At 67.9% G+C, this 15,540-nt stretch carries 17 protein-coding genes; 11 read left to right on the top strand and 6 right to left on the bottom strand.

Annotated elements, in window-relative coordinates; all coding sequences use genetic code 11:
• Positions 1-65: 65 nt before the first annotated feature.
• The 7 genes from EV580_RS09465 (at position 66) to EV580_RS09435 (ending at position 6,021) form a co-directional block, all read left to right on the top strand.
• The gene (locus EV580_RS09465; RefSeq protein ID WP_133690762.1) at positions 66-977 is read left to right on the top strand and encodes a PaaI family thioesterase; all 912 of its coding nucleotides are present in this window, start codon (positions 66-68) and stop codon (positions 975-977) included.
• A 181-nt stretch (positions 978-1,158) separates the two neighbouring features.
• On the top strand, positions 1,159-1,602 hold the full coding sequence (gene rplM, locus EV580_RS09460) for a 50S ribosomal protein L13 (protein ID WP_133690761.1): 444 nt from the start codon (positions 1,159-1,161) through the stop codon (positions 1,600-1,602).
• Between the two features lie 122 nt (positions 1,603-1,724).
• Entirely contained in the window at positions 1,725-2,120 is a 396-nt protein-coding gene (rpsI, locus tag EV580_RS09455) for a 30S ribosomal protein S9 (RefSeq protein ID WP_286171535.1), read from the top strand.
• 310 nt (positions 2,121-2,430) lie between these two features.
• Positions 2,431-2,907: a hypothetical protein gene (locus tag EV580_RS09450; protein ID WP_133690760.1), complete on the top strand. Its 477-nt coding sequence runs from the start codon at positions 2,431-2,433 to the stop codon at positions 2,905-2,907.
• 150 nt (positions 2,908-3,057) lie between these two features.
• Positions 3,058-4,395, top strand: coding sequence for a phosphoglucosamine mutase (gene glmM, locus EV580_RS09445; RefSeq protein WP_133690759.1), 1,338 nt, complete (start codon positions 3,058-3,060; stop codon positions 4,393-4,395).
• Between the two features lie 49 nt (positions 4,396-4,444).
• Positions 4,445-4,726, top strand: a complete 282-nt coding sequence (locus EV580_RS09440) for a type VII secretion target (protein WP_133690758.1) — start codon at positions 4,445-4,447, stop codon at positions 4,724-4,726.
• A complete protein-coding gene (locus EV580_RS09435) occupies positions 4,723-6,021 on the top strand; it encodes a hypothetical protein (protein WP_133690757.1) in 1,299 nt (432 codons plus the stop codon). The genes EV580_RS09440 and EV580_RS09435 overlap by 4 nt, the downstream gene beginning before the upstream one ends.
• 90 nt (positions 6,022-6,111) lie before the next feature.
• Here the strand turns inward: EV580_RS09435 and EV580_RS09430 are convergent, their stop codons facing one another.
• A complete protein-coding gene (locus EV580_RS09430) occupies positions 6,112-7,152 on the bottom strand; it encodes an LLM class F420-dependent oxidoreductase (RefSeq protein WP_133690756.1) in 1,041 nt (346 codons plus the stop codon).
• Positions 7,153-7,195: 43 nt separating this feature from the next.
• A complete protein-coding gene (locus EV580_RS09425; protein ID WP_133690755.1) occupies positions 7,196-8,047 on the bottom strand; it encodes a dienelactone hydrolase family protein in 852 nt (283 codons plus the stop codon).
• A gap of 54 nt (positions 8,048-8,101) precedes the next feature.
• On the opposite strand from EV580_RS09425, the gene glmS reads away from it, so the two are divergent.
• Positions 8,102-9,967, top strand: a complete 1,866-nt coding sequence (glmS, locus tag EV580_RS09420) for a glutamine--fructose-6-phosphate transaminase (isomerizing) (protein WP_133690754.1) — start codon at positions 8,102-8,104, stop codon at positions 9,965-9,967.
• 5 nt (positions 9,968-9,972) lie between these two features.
• On the opposite strand, the gene EV580_RS09415 is transcribed toward glmS, so the two are convergent.
• The 3 genes from EV580_RS09415 to EV580_RS09405 all read right to left on the bottom strand — a co-directional run bounded on the left by EV580_RS09415 (position 9,973) and on the right by EV580_RS09405 (position 11,768).
• On the bottom strand, positions 9,973-10,641 hold the full coding sequence (locus tag EV580_RS09415) for a peroxiredoxin-like family protein (RefSeq protein ID WP_208114581.1): 669 nt from the start codon (positions 10,639-10,641) through the stop codon (positions 9,973-9,975).
• Between the two features lie 65 nt (positions 10,642-10,706).
• Complete coding sequence (locus EV580_RS09410) at positions 10,707-11,378, bottom strand: TetR/AcrR family transcriptional regulator (RefSeq protein ID WP_286171508.1); 672 nt, start codon at positions 11,376-11,378, stop codon at positions 10,707-10,709.
• Between the two features lie 15 nt (positions 11,379-11,393).
• Positions 11,394-11,768, bottom strand: a complete 375-nt coding sequence (locus EV580_RS09405; RefSeq protein ID WP_133690753.1) for a nuclear transport factor 2 family protein — start codon at positions 11,766-11,768, stop codon at positions 11,394-11,396.
• 62 nt (positions 11,769-11,830) lie between these two features.
• Here EV580_RS09405 and EV580_RS09400 point away from each other — a divergent pair, with 62 nt between their 5' ends.
• The 3 genes from EV580_RS09400 to EV580_RS09390 are packed head-to-tail and all read left to right on the top strand — an operon-like array spanning position 11,831 to position 15,134.
• On the top strand, positions 11,831-13,252 hold the full coding sequence (locus EV580_RS09400) for an NAD(P)H-hydrate dehydratase (protein WP_133690752.1): 1,422 nt from the start codon (positions 11,831-11,833) through the stop codon (positions 13,250-13,252).
• Between the two features lie 11 nt (positions 13,253-13,263).
• The gene (gene gad, locus EV580_RS09395) at positions 13,264-14,643 is read left to right on the top strand and encodes a glutamate decarboxylase (RefSeq protein ID WP_133690751.1); all 1,380 of its coding nucleotides are present in this window, start codon (positions 13,264-13,266) and stop codon (positions 14,641-14,643) included.
• Positions 14,643-15,134 (top strand): nitroreductase/quinone reductase family protein, encoded by a 492-nt coding sequence (locus EV580_RS09390; protein ID WP_133690750.1) that lies wholly within the window; start codon positions 14,643-14,645, stop codon positions 15,132-15,134. Before gad ends, EV580_RS09390 begins: the two co-directional genes overlap by 1 nt.
• Here EV580_RS09390 and EV580_RS09385 read toward each other — a convergent pair.
• Entirely contained in the window at positions 15,121-15,531 is a 411-nt protein-coding gene (locus tag EV580_RS09385; protein WP_133690749.1) for an EthD domain-containing protein, read from the bottom strand. The genes EV580_RS09390 and EV580_RS09385 overlap by 14 nt on opposite strands.
• Positions 15,532-15,540 lie beyond the last annotated feature (9 nt).

Raw genomic sequence — 15,540 nt, 5'->3', positions numbered from 1 at the left:
CCCGGGTCTGCACACCGGGACCTCAACCGGGCGATGCTGCCGGCCGTCTGCCAGGATGCCACTTGATGAGCACACCTAACGGACCGCAGTCGGTCTTCTGCGTCGGCTTCACGCGGGTCAGCGAGGCCGGTATCTCGCTGGCTCAGGACGTGACGCAGACCCTCGTCGACCACCGCGGTCTGCTGGAGATGCCCGCCTACGCCGTGATGGCCGAGTCGGTCACCAGCGGCGCCTACTGGTACACCTTCGCCGAGCCGGTCGCCACCGTGCAGTCCTGGCTGGCGATGACCGCCGGGGCGCGGCCGAAAGTGGGGGATCGGCTGCAGGCCGTCTCGGCGATGGCCCACCACGACGACGCGCACGGCACCGCCACGATGACCATCACCAACGGCTCCCACGAGGTCGTCTGCTCCGGAGTGGCCCGCGCTGTCCGCGTCGGCCGCAGCACCGAGGCGCTGCGCGCTCTGGACAAGGACGCCATCGGGCAACCCGTCGAAACACTGCCCACCCCGCCCGACGTCGACACCACCGTCTCGGCCATCGACCCCGACTGGGACGGCCGGCGCATCTTGACCGTGATCAGCCGCGGCCAGATCGCCCGCGGACCGCTGTGCGAACTACTGGCCATGACCGTGGACCTGCAAGACGAACCGGTGATGACCGTCGAACCGCAGCAATGGATGGCCAACCCGCTCGGCGCCATCCAGGGCGGTGTCATCGCCTCGCTCATCGGGCAGGCTTGCTCGCTGGCCGGGCAGGCCCACACCGGTCCCGGCGACCGCTACACCCTGGCTGACCTGAGTGTTTTCTATTTCCGGTCGCCGCCGGTGGACGGCAGATCTCTCACGCTGGCCACCACTACCGAGCGGGTCGGGCGCCGGATGGGGACGGTGTCGGCCACCATGAGCGACGCCGGCGGAACCGACTACGTCCGCGCCGTCGCCAACGTCGCGTACGAGCGGTCATCGGCGTTTTGACCTGCCCGGATCGTCGCAGGTAAGCTGCCACGTTGGCGTGCGGTACGCCGCGGTTTCGCACCGCGGGGTAAGCCGGGTTCTCGGGTCAGTGTTGGTCGCCGAGAAGCAACCCCGACCGTCGCGTCTCGACCGGCACCCGGTTCACACCGGGACTCACCCTAGAAGAAAAGAAGGTAGCGCTGTGCCTACGTACACGCCGAAGGCAGGTGACACCACGCGTTCGTGGTACGTCATCGATGCCACCGACGTGGTGCTCGGCCGGCTCGCCGTCGCGGCAGCAAATCTGTTGCGCGGCAAGCACAAGCCGACGTTCACGCCGAATGTCGACGGTGGCGATTTCGTCATCGTCATCAACGCCGACAAGATCGCCGTCAGTGGCGACAAACTCCAGACCAAGATGGCCTACCGTCACTCGGGTTACCCCGGTGGTCTGCGGGCCCGCACCCTTGGTGACGAGATGGCCAAGCACGCCGACCGCGTGGTCGAGAACGCCATCGTCGGGATGCTGCCGCACAACAAGCTCAGCCGGCAGATCCAGAAGAAGCTCAAGGTCTACGCCGGCCCGGATCACCCGCACGCCGCGCAGCAGCCGATTCCGTTCGAGATCAAGCAGGTGGCGCAGTGAGCGAAACGACAGAAGACGTGACTGAGGTCGAGGTGACTGAGGCTGAAGAGACCGCGGCCCCCGAGGCTACCGAGGTCGTCGAAGACGTCGAGGTCGCCGTCGAGGCCGCACCGCGTGCGCCGATCATCATCGACCGTCCCATTCAGACCGTCGGCCGCCGCAAGGAGGCCGTGGTGCGTGTCCGGCTGGTGCCGGGCACCGGCCAGTTCAACCTGGATGGCCGCAGCCTCGAGGCCTACTTCCCGAACAAGGTGCACCAGCAGCTGATCAAGGCTCCGCTGGTGACCGTCGACCGGGTGGACAGCTTCGACATCTACGCCCACCTCGACGGCGGCGGCCCCTCGGGTCAGGCCGGTGCGCTTCGCCTCGCGATCGCCCGTGCGCTGATCCTGGTGCAGCCTGAGGACCGTCCGGCCCTGAAGAAGGCCGGCTTCCTCACGCGTGACCCGCGTGCCATCGAGCGCAAGAAGTACGGCCTCAAGAAGGCCCGCAAGGCGCCGCAGTACAGCAAGCGCTGATCTGCCGCGTACGCATACGCAACGGCTCGCCGGGCGTCGTCCAGTTTCCACTGGAGGCGTCCGGCGAGTTTTTTTGTGGCCTGGGTCACACCGCGACGGGCCTGCTCAGAACGCCTACTGCGACGAATTATTAAGTTTCGGTTTGAGCCCGTGGCTCTTCGGCAACGCTGCTTGGAGCCGGCGGCGACGCCGGCTGCCCGAGGTAGGAGGCGGGACCCTTACGGGGGGTCGGTGCCCTCCTTCGGGGCTGTGAGGGGCTCATTCCCGCAGCTCTGACTCCCTGCCAACCACAGGAAGAAATGGAGCGAACATGAACATGTGGACGAAGACTGCCGCAGGTGCGGTACTCGGCGGATCGCTGCTCGTCGCGGGCGGCTTCGGCCTGGCGAGCGCGGCTCCGGATGCTCCGCAGCTGCCCCAGGCGCCCCAGCCGGTGGCCGGTGGCGAGCTCAATGTGGGGCTCACCGTCAACGGCGAGCAACTGGGCACCATCCAGAATGTGTCGCTGAGCAGCGCGCAGACCCTGGCAACGAGCGTGTGCCCGAGCGACGACCTGTCGTCGAAGCTTCCCCAGCTGGCCAGCAACCAGGTCGAGTCCGTGCCGGTTTGCGCCAGCAGCACCACCGGGGTGAGCTACACGTTCACCCAGGCCGGCCCGGGTAACTCGGACATCGTGCCGCAGAGCCACGGCGCATCGGGCATCGGCTCGACAGCGACGTCGACCGCACCGGCCACGGCGCCGGGTGCTGCGCCGTCGGCCGAGCTGCCGATGACCGGTAGCCGGTAACTAGCTAGCAGTACGCACTGCCCGCACCTAGACCTGGTGCGGGCAGTGTTTGCTATCTGGCCGTCTCGGCGGTGTGTCGGTTTGGCGGCGACACGGCGGTTAACCTCATCGGTTGTGTCTTGAGCCGCTAGTTGTGAGAGGTTTGTCCGCATGGGTCGACTGTTCGGGACCGATGGTGTCCGAGGCGTCGCCAACCGAGAACTGACTGCTGAGCTGGGTTTGGCGCTGGGTGCGGCTGCTGCGCGCCGCCTCGCGGTGACGACAACTTCTGGACGGCGGGTGGCGGTCATCGGCCGGGATCCGCGGGCCAGTGGCGAGATGCTCGAGGCGGCAGTGATCGCCGGTGTCACCAGCGAAGGAGTGGATGCGCTGCGGGTCGGAGTGTTGCCCACTCCCGCGGTGGCCCATCTCACGGCTGCCTACGGCGCCGACTTCGGCGTGATGATCTCCGCCTCGCACAACCCGATGCCCGATAACGGCATCAAGATCTTCGGCCCCGGTGGCCACAAGCTCGACGACGACACCGAGGACCGCATCGAAGAACTCGTCGCTCAGGGGCCGGGACTGCGCCCGGTCGGCGCCGAGATCGGCCGGGTCGTGGACGCCAGTGACGCACTGGAGCGCTACCTGCATCACGTCCGCGCCGCCGCCCCGGTCCGACTCGACGGGCTGACGGTGGTCGTGGACTGCGCCCACGGCGCCGCGTTCCAGGCGGCACCGCGCGCCTATCACGCCGCGGGTGCGCGGGTCATCGCCATCAACGCCGAGCCCGACGGCCTCAATATCAACGACGGCTGCGGCTCGACGCATCTGGATCAGGTGCAGGCCGCGGTGCTGGCCCACCGCGCCGATATCGGACTGGCCCATGACGGTGACGCCGACCGCTGCCTGGCAGTCGATGCGGCCGGAAACGTGGTCGACGGCGACGCCATCATGGTGATCCTGGCGCTGGCCATGCGCGACGCCGGCGAGCTGGCGTCGGAAACCCTGGTTGCCACGGTGATGAGCAACCTCGGTTTGCACATCGCCATGCGCGAGGCCGGTATCGCGGTGCGCACCACCGGTGTTGGCGACCGTTACGTCTTGGAAGAACTGCGCGCCGGCGAGTACACCCTGGGCGGCGAGCAGTCAGGTCACATCGTGATGCCCGCGTTGGGGACCACCGGCGACGGTATCGCCACCGGGTTGCGGCTGATGGCGCGGATGGCGCAGACCGGCCTGTCGCTGGCCGAGCTGGCCGCGCCCATGCAGACCATGCCGCAGGTTCTGATCAATGTCGAGGTTGCCGACAAGGCGACGGTGGCCGAGGCGCCGGCGGTGCAGAGCGCGGTGCGCGAAGCTGAGGCCGAGCTCGGGGATACCGGTCGAATTCTGTTGCGCCCGTCGGGAACCGAACAGATGGTGCGCGTCATGGTGGAAGCCGCCGACGAGGACACCGCTCGGCAACTGGCGGTTCGCATCGCCGAATCGGTCAGCGCCGAAGGCTGATTTCACCCATCTGGGAACCGGACGCCAGGTTGCTGCGTCATACCCGGATATGGGCAACACACGCGTGGACACCGCGGCGCTGCGCGCTGCCGCGCAACGCTTCGACGCCGCGGCCGATGCGCTCGGCGGAGCGGCGCTGAGCCGATTGCACTTCGACGGGAGCGTGGCCGGGCGGGCGTATACCGCCCACGGCGACGCAGTGCGCTCGTCGTTGGACCGGTTGGCCGCCGGAGTGGCCCAATGGTCGCGCGCCACTGAGGAAGTCGCCGCCACACTGCGGGTCACCGCGGACCGCTACGGAGACGCCGAACTGCGTGCGGCTGGCCGATGACCGTCGACGTCGCGGCTCGGCTGGCGCAGGGACAGGCGTCGGTGGCCAACACGCAGGCATACGTGTCGGCTTGTCATGCGATCGGATACCGGCATCCGGACCTGACGGCGCATGGAGCGCAGGTTGTCGAATGGTATTGCAGCGAAGAAGGTTTGGAGCTGCGTGCACTGGACGCGGATTGTACGGCGTTGCGTGGGGCAGCCGCTGCCGCCGACGAGGCGGTGCGCCTGGCGCGTGACGGGTTGGCGACGGTGTCGGCGGCGTGGGCGGGGCAGTCTGGTTCGGTGGCTGCCGACTTCCTCGACCGGCACTGTGCTTCCGCGGCAGAGGTGGCCCGCGCCGTCCATGCGGCGGCTGTCGCCTGCGAGGTACTGCGCGACGGCTTGGGCCGGCTGGTCGACGAAAAGGTCGGTGCGGCAGTGGCGATCGACGACCGCCGCGCCGGTGAGCGGCCGGCATGGCTGGCCGCCGCGGCCACCGTGACGAGTGGGGGAGCAGGCCGCGACGAGGCGATCGAGACGGTGACACATCAGATCACCCCCTACGTCGACGCCGACATCCGCACCGAATGGGTGGCGGCGATGCGCTCGGCGACCGCAGCGGTGGAGGCCGCCTACGAGGAGGCGGTGCGGCAGTTGAATGCCGCTCCGGCAGCACATTTCGACGTGCCCGGACCTTTCGGTGGGCCAGCTGTTCTGTCGCCTGATCCGGTACCGGCCGCCGCGCGGACCGTGCCTGCCGCCGCGTCTGTCGAACCTGCCCCGTTGGTGTCGTCGCCCGTCGCTGAACCGCCACCCGCACCCGCGCCGTCGCAGCCGACTTCGGAAACCCCGGTAACCCAACCACTTCCATCCCAGCCAGCGTCGGAGGCGCCGGCCGGCATGCCGTCGATGCCCACCATGCCCGCGATGCCCGACGCCACCGGCGGCCTGTCGGGCCTGGTGGGCCAGATCGCCGACGCGCTGGGCGGACTGTTCGAGGGGCTGCCCGACGCCCCCGCCAGCGATGACGTGCCTGAGCTCGACGACCCCGTCGAGCAGGGCGAGGACACGTCCGACGATGAGGTCGTCGAACCGGTCGCCGAAGAGGCTGTGCCCGAAGAGGTTCCCGTTGCCGAGGAAGCGGTCGTCGACGAACCGGAGCCGGTCGAGGAACCGCCTGCCGCCGACGCTGAGCCGGCCCCGCCACCGCCTCCGGAGGCTCCGGAATCGCTAGCCGCCGAGCAGCCCGCGCCACCCGGCGAGCAGACGCCCTGCGAGATCGCCGCCGATGAGCTGGCGCAGGTCGGCCAGTGACCGCCGACCGAGAACGCCCAGTGGTGCCCGCGTCTCAGCGCCGGCTGCTGCGCCCGGCCGATGAGCAGCGGACCGCGCGCCCACCGGTGATCAGGGCAGCAACTGCTGCAATTCCTCGACCCACTTGATGTATTCGGCGGCATCGGTGGTGGTCGGTGTGGCCAACAGGGTGGTGACGCCGGCCTCTGCCATGGCGGCGATGCGTTCCTTGACGAATCCGCGCGGGCCGATCAGGTTCACCTGGCGCACCAAGTCGTCGGGCACCGCGGCAATCGCCTCGGCCTTGCGGCCGGACAGGAACAGGTCCTGGATGTGGTCGGCCACCTCGCCGTACCCGTACCGTGTCGCGAGCTTGTGATAGAAGTTCTGGCCCCGCGCGCCCATGCCGCCGATGTAGAGCGCCAGATGCGGCTTGGCCCAGTTCAGCCGCTCTTCGACGTCGTCGCCGATGGCCAGCGAGACTCCGACCATCACGTCGAGCTCACCGAGTTGGCTGTCGCGCTTGGCTTTTCCGGCCCGCAGCGCGTCACCCCAGACGTCGTCGGCCTTCTCCGGATAGAAGAACACCGGCTGCCAGCCCTCGGCGATCTCGGCGGTCAGCTCGACGTTCTTGGGGCCAAGCGCGGCGATCGTGATCGGAATCCGCTCGCGCACAGGGTGATTGATGATCTGGAGCGGCTTGCCCAAACCGGTGCCCTTGTCGGCGGGTAGCGGGATCTGGTAGCTGCGGCCCTGGTGCTGCACCCGTTCGCGGCGCCAGACCTGCCGGCAGATGTCGACGACCTCGCGGGTGCGGCCGAGCGGCGCGTCGAACGGCACTCCGTGAAATCCCTCCACCACCTGCGGGCCGGAGGTGCCGATACCGAGCCGGAAGCGGCCGTCGGACACGAAGTCCAGGCCTGCGGCCGTCATCGCCAGCAGCGACGGCGTTCGGGTGTAGATGGGGAAGACGCCCGAGCCCAGCTCGATGGTCGAGGTCTTGGCTGCCAGATAGCCCAGCTGGCTGACGGCGTCATAGGAGTAGGCCTCGGCGACCAGGGCGATATCCACCCCGGCCTTCTCCAACACCACGATGTGCTCGACGGCCTCGCGGAAGCCGCCCGAATAGTCCAGAAAGATTCCGGTACGCATCCGGAATGTATATCACCAACCAGTTGGTTGGTCGTAAATCGGGTTACTTGAGCAGCGCGACGATCTGCTCTTCGGGGGTCACCGGCGGGGCCTCGGGATCGAGCGCCTCGGTCTTGGGCAGCACGGCTTCGGGGTCGGCGAACTCGCGGTAGTCCTTGTCGCCGGTCAGGTGGAACAGCAGAAAGCCGGTCAACAGCGCGCGCGCCGTCTTCTGGGTGCGCCGATCCGAACCCGGCAGGCCCAACGCCCCGGCGAACCGGCGCTTCTCGGCGAGCCCGGCCGACTCGGCCTTGCTGACGATCCGCAGCGCCGACCCCTTCCAGGCGCCGGCCAGATCCAGGGCGTCGGTGCGCAGCGAGTGCGCGTCATCGGGGGCGCTGAGCACCAGGCCGGGCGTCTTCAGCGACGCCGCGGGCTGCTTGGCGGGAGGCTTGGTCACCGTCGGGAACAACGCCGCGACAGCCTTGGGCGCGGTGGCACCCGCTCCGGACAGGCCCGCGGCGGCGAACACCGCGGCCGATCCCCCGAAGCCGTGTCCGGCGACGCCCAACTTGGTGGGGTGCACGCTGATCTGGCCAGGCCCCAGCCGCACCCCGGTGATGATGTCCAGCGTGGTGCCCAGGTCGAACGCCAGGTTCAGCACCGACGGCGCCACGCCGCGCTCGGTGTTCGGGGCGGCGGCGACGATGCCCCACGACGCGAGGTGTTCCAGCGTTTTCTCGTAGTGATCGACATCTGTGAGCCAATCGTGGCCGAAGGCCACACCGGGCAGATTGAAGCCCGAGGCCGGGGTGTAGACGGTGCCGGGGAGCCCGGCAAAGGCCAGGTCACCGCGTAGAACCTGATGCCGACCGCGACGAGTCAGCGCCGCGAAGAGCTTGCGTGTCCGGGCCACCCCACGAACCTAGTCCACGGAGTGACGTCCGCTGCTGCACTACCCTGGATCAACATGTGCGGAATCGTGGCTTACGTCGGGCATCGTCCTGCCCGGGGTGTCGTCGTCGACGCACTGCGGCGGATGGAGTACCGCGGCTACGACTCGTCCGGCATCGCCCTGCTCGACGGCGATGGCGGCCTGACCGTGCGTCGTCGCGCCGGCCGGCTGACCAACCTCGAGGAAGCGCTGGCCGAAACCGACGCCGCCGCGCTGACCGGCGTCGCGGGTATGGGCCACACCCGCTGGGCCACCCACGGCCGGCCCACCGACCGCAACGCCCACCCGCATCGCGACGCCTCGGGCAAGTTCGCCGTCGTCCACAACGGCATCATCGAAAACTTCGCCACCCTGCGTCAGGAACTCGAAGCCGAGGGCGTGGAGTTCGCCAGCGACACCGACTCCGAGGTGGCCGTCCACCTGGTGGCCCACGCCTACGCCCACGGGCCGACCGCCGGTGACTTCGAGGCGTCGGTGCTCGCGGTGCTGCGCCGGCTGGAGGGACACTTCACCCTGGTCTTCGCACACGCCGACGATCCCGGAACCATCATCGCCGCCCGGCGCTCCACCCCGTTGGTGGTCGGCATCGGCGACGGCGAGATGTTCATCGGCTCCGACGTCGCGGCGTTCATCGAATTCACCCGCGACGCTGTCGAACTCGGGCAGGACCAGGCGGTCGTCATCACCGCCGACGGCTACCGGATCACCGACTTCCACGGCGACGCGGCCGGCGAGTATCGGGAATTCCACATCGACTGGGATCTGTCGGCCGCCGAAAAGGGTGGCTACGAGTACTTCATGCTCAAGGAGATCGCCGAGCAGCCGGCCGCGGTCGCCGACACGCTTCTGGGCCACTTCGTCAACGGTCGGATCGCGCTCGACGAGCAGCGCCTGTCCGACCAGGAGCTGCGCGAGGTCGACAAGGTCTTCATCGTCGCCTGCGGCACCGCGTTCCACTCCGGAATGCTGGCCAAGTACGCGATCGAGCACTGGACCCGGCTGCCGGTGGAGGTCGAACTCGCCAGCGAGTTCCGCTACCGGGACCCGGTTCTGGACCGCGGCACCCTGGTGATCGCGATCTCCCAGTCCGGCGAGACCGCCGACACCCTGGAGGCCGTCCGGCACGCCAAGAGCCAGAAGGCCAAGGTGCTGGCGATCTGCAACACCAACGGCAGCCAGATCCCGCGCGAAGCCGACGCGGTGCTCTACACGCGAGCCGGCCCCGAGATCGGGGTCGCGGCCACCAAGACGTTCCTGGCCCAGATCGCGGCCAACTACCTCGTCGGTCTGGCGCTGGCCCAGGCCCGCGGCACCAAGTACCCCGACGAGGTCGCGCGGGAGTACCACGAACTGGAGTCGATGCCGGATCTGGTGGCCCGGATGCTCGACCACCTGGGACCGATCACCGAGCTCGGGCAGCGGTTCGCCGCGTCGCCGACCGTGCTGTTTCTGGGCCGTCACGTCGGCTACCCGGTGGCGCTCGAAGGTGCGCTCAAGCTCAAGGAACTGGCCTACATGCACGCCGAGGGCTTCGCGGCCGGTGAGCTCAAGCACGGTCCGATTGCGCTGATCGAAGAGGGCCTGCCCGTCATCGTCGTGATGCCGTCGCCGAAGAACGCGGCGACCCTGCACGCCAAGTTGCTGAGCAACATCCGCGAGATCCAGGCTCGTGGAGCGGTCACCATCGTGATCGCCGAAGAGGGCGACGACACCGTGCGCCCGTACGCCGATCACATCTTCGAAATACCCGCGGTGTCAACGCTTTTCCAGCCGCTGCTGTCCACGGTCCCGCTACAGGTCTTCGCGGCCGCGGTGGCCAGGGCCCGCGGCTATGACGTCGACAAGCCGCGTAACCTCGCGAAGTCCGTCACGGTCGAATAGGGCGTTCAGTCCAGCTGAGCGACGGCCGAGAGGATGTCGGCAACCTCGGTGCGGGTGGTGTAGTCAGGGTGGACATCGCTCCACGCGATGATGCCCCGCTCGTCGACGACGAGGACAGTCGGCATCGGCAGCTCGTACCCGCCGTCGGCGTTGGCTTCGCGTAGGTCGATACCAAGCTGCTGGGTCACCGCCCGAGACGCCTCCGACGGCGAGATGACGATACGAAGTGCCTTGGCAATCTGGTTGCCGGGGTCGGAGACGACGTCGAACGAGAGCGCGTTGGCTTCCGCGGTCGACAGCGAGCCGTCGGGCTTCTGCGGGCTGATGGCGATCAACGGGATGTCGCGCCGGGCCAGCGCGGGGACCAGCTGGTCCTGGTACGCGTTCAGTGCCAGATTGCAATACGGGCACCACGCCCCGCGGTAGAAGACGACGACGGCCGGGCGGTTTCCGCGCAGGCTGCCGATAGTGGTCGGATTGCCTTGGGTATCAAGCAGTTCAGGGTCGGGGAGCGGAGTTCCGGGCTGGGCCGCTCCGGGCGCTACGCCTTCGTCGACCATTCGTCTCTGGTCGGCGGTGAACACCTCGATGGCTTCGGTGGGCAGATGACCTGCCATGCCCTGTTGCAGTTGCGCGACTTGGGCGGCGATCGTGGTGGGTTCGGTGGTGGACACTGGTGCTCCTCTCGTCGGTCCACTGCCGATGGTGGCCAGCAAAAAATGGAGTGTCAACACCAAAATCAACGCCGCCGGACGGCCTTGGCGGCCGCCGTGGTCAGATGGGTGGCGATCTGGGCGATCACGGTATCCATCGCCGCAGCCAAGGGGGTGGTGTCCCGCGAGACCTGACTGAGCAGGAGTCCGCCCTGGGTGGCGGCGAGCAACGCAAGCGCCAATCGCTCCGTATCGGTGCCTGCGGTGAATTGGCCGGCGGATGCCATCGACGCCAGACCGTCGCGCAGCATGCGCTCCCACTCGTCGAACCACCGCGCCAGCTGGGCTCGGGCCACCGCGTCCGTTTCCGAGAGGTCCGCGGCGAGAGAGCCGAGTGGGCATCCGCCGACACAGTTTTGGGCTGTTCGGATGCCAACCACCAGATCGCGCCACCGCCACAGGTCATCCACGGAGGCCAGCTGGTCCAGGCCCAGATGTTGAACGTCGAGCACCCGTCGGCCCTGGAGTTCGATGACAGCGGCAACAAGGGCGCCCTTGTCGGCGAAATAGTGGTAGAGCTGCGACGAGCTGATCCCGGCGGCAGCCTGAATGTCCTCGATGGTGGTGCGAGCCACCCCACGGTCCTGCATCAGGTCGGCGGCCGCCGCCACAATCCGGTCTCGGGTCTGAGCGCCCTTACGGGTGAGCGGGTGGCCGTTGACGGCGGCCGGCGACGGAGTGACGTTTGGTTCGTTCACTCCAAAATAATACGGCTACGTGATTGCGGTCTGCTGATACAGCGCGAGCCGCCACCGGCCATCGATGCGCCGGTACAGCGACGACATCGCCCCGACGAACGGCTCGTCGCCGCCGTCGCGCTCGGCCGTGCCCACATACACCAGCGCCGCGGCGTCGTCGCCCGCCGAGACGATCTGCGGCTCGGTCAGGTCGAACCGCTTCCACGGCGGGGCCTGACCGAGCGCGGCTGTCACCGCGGCGCGGTCCAGCATCATCCCGTTGGCCATCACCATCACGGCGTCATCGGTCATCACGTCGCCGTAGAAGCGGTCGCCGGTGGACTCACACAAGGACTGCCACCCCGCACGTTCGATATCGAGGAGCTCATCGAGTAGCTGCTGATCGGTCATGTGGGTGAATACCCGCGCAGACTTGGCCGCTATCACCGGATCAGCACGTAACCTTGGTGCCGATGCGGCACTACTACTCCGCCGACGCAATCCGCGCCGCCGAGGCGCCTTTGCTGGCCAGCCTGCCCGACGGTGTGCTGATGCGTCGTGCCGCTTATGGATTGGCCACCGCGATCGCCGCGGAACTGCGGGCCCGTAGTGGAGCACTCGCCGGGCGCCACGTCTGTGCTGTCGTCGGATCCGGTGACAACGGCGGTGACGCGCTGTGGGCCGCCACCCTCCTGCGTCGGCGCGGGGTCGCCGCCACCGCGATCCTGCTGAATCCCGAACGCACCCATGCCAAGGGGCTGGCGGCGTTTCGTTCCGCAGGCGGCCGGGTGGTGTCAGCCGTGCCCTCGGCAGCGGATCTGGTGATCGACGGGGTCGTCGGCATCTCGGGCAAGGGCCCGCTGCGCGAGGCGGCCGCCGCCGTGTTCGACGCGGTCGAGGCCGCCGAGATCCCGGTGGTGGCCGTCGACATTCCCAGCGGCATCGATGTCCAGACCGGGGCGATCGACGGGCCGGCGGTACGCGCCGCGCTGACCGTCACCTTCGGCGGGCTCAAACCCGTTCACACCCTGGCCGACTGCGGGCGGGTCGAACTCGTCGACATTGGACTGGACCTGCCACGCCCCGAGCTGCTGAGCTTCGAGGCCGCCGACGTCAAGGCCCGCTGGCCGCTGCCCGGCGTGCACGACGACAAGTACAGCCAGGGCGTCACCGGCATCATGGCCGGCTCGGCCACGTACCCGGGCGCGGCGATCCTGTGCACCGGGGCCGCGGTGGCCGCGACGTCGGGCATGAAGCGTTACGCGGGATCTGCTGCTGCCGAGGTGGTGTCGCACTGGCCGGAGGTGGTGGCCGCGCCGAACCCCCACGCCGCCGGGCGGGTGCAGGCCTGGGTCGTCGGTCCTGGGCTCGGTACCGATGAAAAGGCCTTCGGTGCTTTGACTTTCGCGCTCAAGACCGCGCTTCCGGTGGTCGTCGACGCCGATGCCCTGACCCTGCTGTCCCACCATCCGCACCTGCTTTTGCGGCGGACGGCCCCGACCGTGTTGACCCCGCACGCCGGTGAGTTCGCCCGCCTGGCCGGCGGACCGCCGGGGGACGATCGGGTGGCGGCCACCCGCAGGCTCGCCGAAGCGTTCGGTGCGACCGTGCTGTTGAAAGGCAATGTCACCGTCATCGCCGATCCGTCGGGCGCGGTATACCTCAACCGGGCCGGCGGGTCGTGGGCGGCGACCGCCGGATCCGGTGATGTGCTGTCCGGCATGATCGGTGCCCTGCTGGCTTCGGGTCTGGCGCCCATCGAGGCCGCCGCCGCGGCGGCCTTCGTGCACGCCCGTGCCGCCGACGCTTCGGCAGCCGACCCCGGTCCGGCGCCGGTGCCCACGTCCGCGTCGCGCATCCTCGCCCACATTCGTCAAGCCGTCGCAGAACTGTAGAAAGGACCACCGTGCCCCACGTCAAATACCGTTCCCCGTCGATCGCACCGGCCTACACCGGGCGGTTGGCCAACGACCCCATCCCCTCGCTGCGGCTGCCCGACGAAGCGATGGAACCCTCTGCGGCATACCGCTTCATCCATGACGAGTTGATGCTCGACGGCAGCTCGCGGCTCAATCTCGCGACATTCGTCACGACGTGGATGGACCCCGAGGCCGAGAAGCTGATGGCCGAGACGTTCGACAAGAACATGATCGACAAGGACGAGTACCCGGCGACTGCGGCCATCGAATCACGCTGTGTGGCAATGGTTGCCGACCTGTTTCACGCCGAGAACCTGCGCGATGACGACGCCTCGACCGCGGTCGGCGTGTCGACCATCGGCTCGTCGGAGGCCGTCATGCTGGGCGGGCTGGCGCTGAAATGGCGGTGGAAGGAGCGCGTCGGGGACAAGTGGAAGGGGCGCACCCCGAACTTGGTGATGGGCTCCAACGTGCAGGTGGTGTGGGAGAAGTTCTGCCGCTACTTCGAAGTCGAGCCGCGCTACATCCCGATGGCCGAGGACCGCTACGTCATCACCCCCGAGCAGGTTCTCGAGTTCGTCGACGAGGACACCATCGGTGTGGTGGGAATCCTGGGCACCACCTACACCGGCGAACTGGAACCGATCGCCGAGATCTGTGCGGCGCTGGATAAATTGCAGCAGGACAAGGGACTTGACATTCCGGTGCATGTCGACGCCGCCAGCGGTGGGTTCGTGGTCCCGTTCTTGCACCCCGACGTCAAGTGGGATTTCCGGCTACCGCGCGTGGCCTCGATCAACGTCAGCGGCCACAAGTACGGACTGACCTATCCGGGCATCGGGTTCGTGGTGTGGCGCAACGCCGATGCCCTTCCTGACGATCTGGTATTCCGGGTCAACTACCTCGGCGGTGACATGCCGACGTTCACACTCAACTTCTCCCGACCCGGCAACCAGGTGGTCGGCCAGTACTACAATTTCCTGAGACTGGGACGGGCTGGTTACACCCATGTGATGCAATGCCTTTCGAGTACGGCGCGTTGGTTCGCCGACCAGCTGGAGGGCTGCCAGCACTTCGACGTGATCTCCGATGGGTCGGCGATCCCGGTGGTGGCGTTCCGGCTGAAGGGCGGCTTCGGATACAACGAATTCGACGTGTCGACGGCGCTGCGGTCCTACGGCTGGCAGGTGCCCGCCTACACCATGCCCGACGGCGCGGAGAACATCGCGGTGCTGCGGGTGGTGGTGCGCGAGGGCTTCTCCGCCGACCTGGCCCGCTCGCTGTGGGAGGACCTCAATTCGGTCCTCACCCACATGGACGCGATCAAGCCGGATGGGTACTTCACCCAAGAACACTTCGCCCACTGATGGCCGACGCAGACGCCGCGGCAATCCGCGCGAGCCGTGCCGACTTCACGGCTCAGCACCTCAAGACGTACCTCGAAACCGGTGGCGCGCAGGGCCACATCCTCGACCTGAACGATGTCGGCGGCCGGGCGTTCACCACCCACTGCCTGATTCGCTACACGGGCCGCAAGTCGGGTCAGCGCTACATCAAGCCGCTCATCTACGGCAACTTCGGTGGGGAGATCGTGATTGTCGGCTCCAAAGGCGGAGCCGACAATCATCCGGAGTGGTACCTGAACATCCAGTCCAGCGAGACGGTCGATGTGCAGGTCGCCACCCAGGCCTTCGAGGCGACGTGGCGCGAACCGGAAGGCGATGAACGGCATCAGGTCTGGGAGTACATGTGCCACCTGTATCCGCCGTACATCAGCTATCAGCAGTCGACGAGCCGGCGCATTCCGCTCGTGATGCTGAATCCGGTGCGACCGACGGAGACCTTCAGCGGTAGCTGACGTCGACGTGGGTCGCCTCGCCGTGCGGCCCCATCGGCGAGTCGTATTCGATCACCGAGCACACCGGATTGTCGTGGGAGGCAAACAACTGCACCTCATCGTCTTTGATCGACGGCAGCCGATCGGGTGAGGCGATGAGACGCTGGGATTCCTCGAAATCCTCGCGGGAGTTCCACCAGATCTCCATGAGGCAGTCGTACCCGGGATCGATCACCCGGCCTGTCACCGGGTTCATCTCGGGTACGAGGTAGCGCCGCACATAACGCACCGCATTGGGGATCGATGGCGATCGGCCCATCCGCTCGGACAGCCGCGAATGCTGGTTCTCGTAATAGTCCATGAACTCGTCGGCCGTCATGTCGGCGCGCTTGCGGAAAAAGCAGATCTGCTTGAACACGCCTGAACG

It is taken from the genome of Mycobacterium sp. BK086 (genome assembly GCA_004362315.1).
GTDB lineage: Bacteria > Actinomycetota > Actinomycetes > Mycobacteriales > Mycobacteriaceae > Mycobacterium.
The sequence above is the reverse complement of the archived record's forward strand: the minus strand, read 5'-3'. Positions and strand labels throughout refer to the sequence as shown.

Excerpts from the sequence above, each read along its gene's own strand:
- EV580_RS09465 (WP_133690762.1), top strand. The coding sequence starts at position 66 with ATGAGCACACCTAACGGACCGCAGTCGGTCTTCTGCGTCGGCTTCACG.
- EV580_RS09450 (WP_133690760.1), top strand. The coding sequence starts at position 2,431 with ATGAACATGTGGACGAAGACTGCCGCAGGTGCGGTACTCGGCGGATCG.
- glmM (WP_133690759.1), top strand. The coding sequence starts at position 3,058 with ATGGGTCGACTGTTCGGGACCGATGGTGTCCGAGGCGTCGCCAACCGA.
- EV580_RS09440 (WP_133690758.1), top strand. The coding sequence starts at position 4,445 with ATGGGCAACACACGCGTGGACACCGCGGCGCTGCGCGCTGCCGCGCAA.
- EV580_RS09435 (WP_133690757.1), top strand. The coding sequence starts at position 4,723 with ATGACCGTCGACGTCGCGGCTCGGCTGGCGCAGGGACAGGCGTCGGTG.
- EV580_RS09430 (WP_133690756.1), bottom strand. The coding sequence starts at position 7,152 with ATGCGTACCGGAATCTTTCTGGACTATTCGGGCGGCTTCCGCGAGGCC.
- glmS (WP_133690754.1), top strand. The coding sequence starts at position 8,102 with ATGTGCGGAATCGTGGCTTACGTCGGGCATCGTCCTGCCCGGGGTGTC.
- EV580_RS09405 (WP_133690753.1), bottom strand. The coding sequence starts at position 11,768 with ATGACCGATCAGCAGCTACTCGATGAGCTCCTCGATATCGAACGTGCG.
- EV580_RS09400 (WP_133690752.1), top strand. The coding sequence starts at position 11,831 with ATGCGGCACTACTACTCCGCCGACGCAATCCGCGCCGCCGAGGCGCCT.
- EV580_RS09390 (WP_133690750.1), top strand. The coding sequence starts at position 14,643 with ATGGCCGACGCAGACGCCGCGGCAATCCGCGCGAGCCGTGCCGACTTC.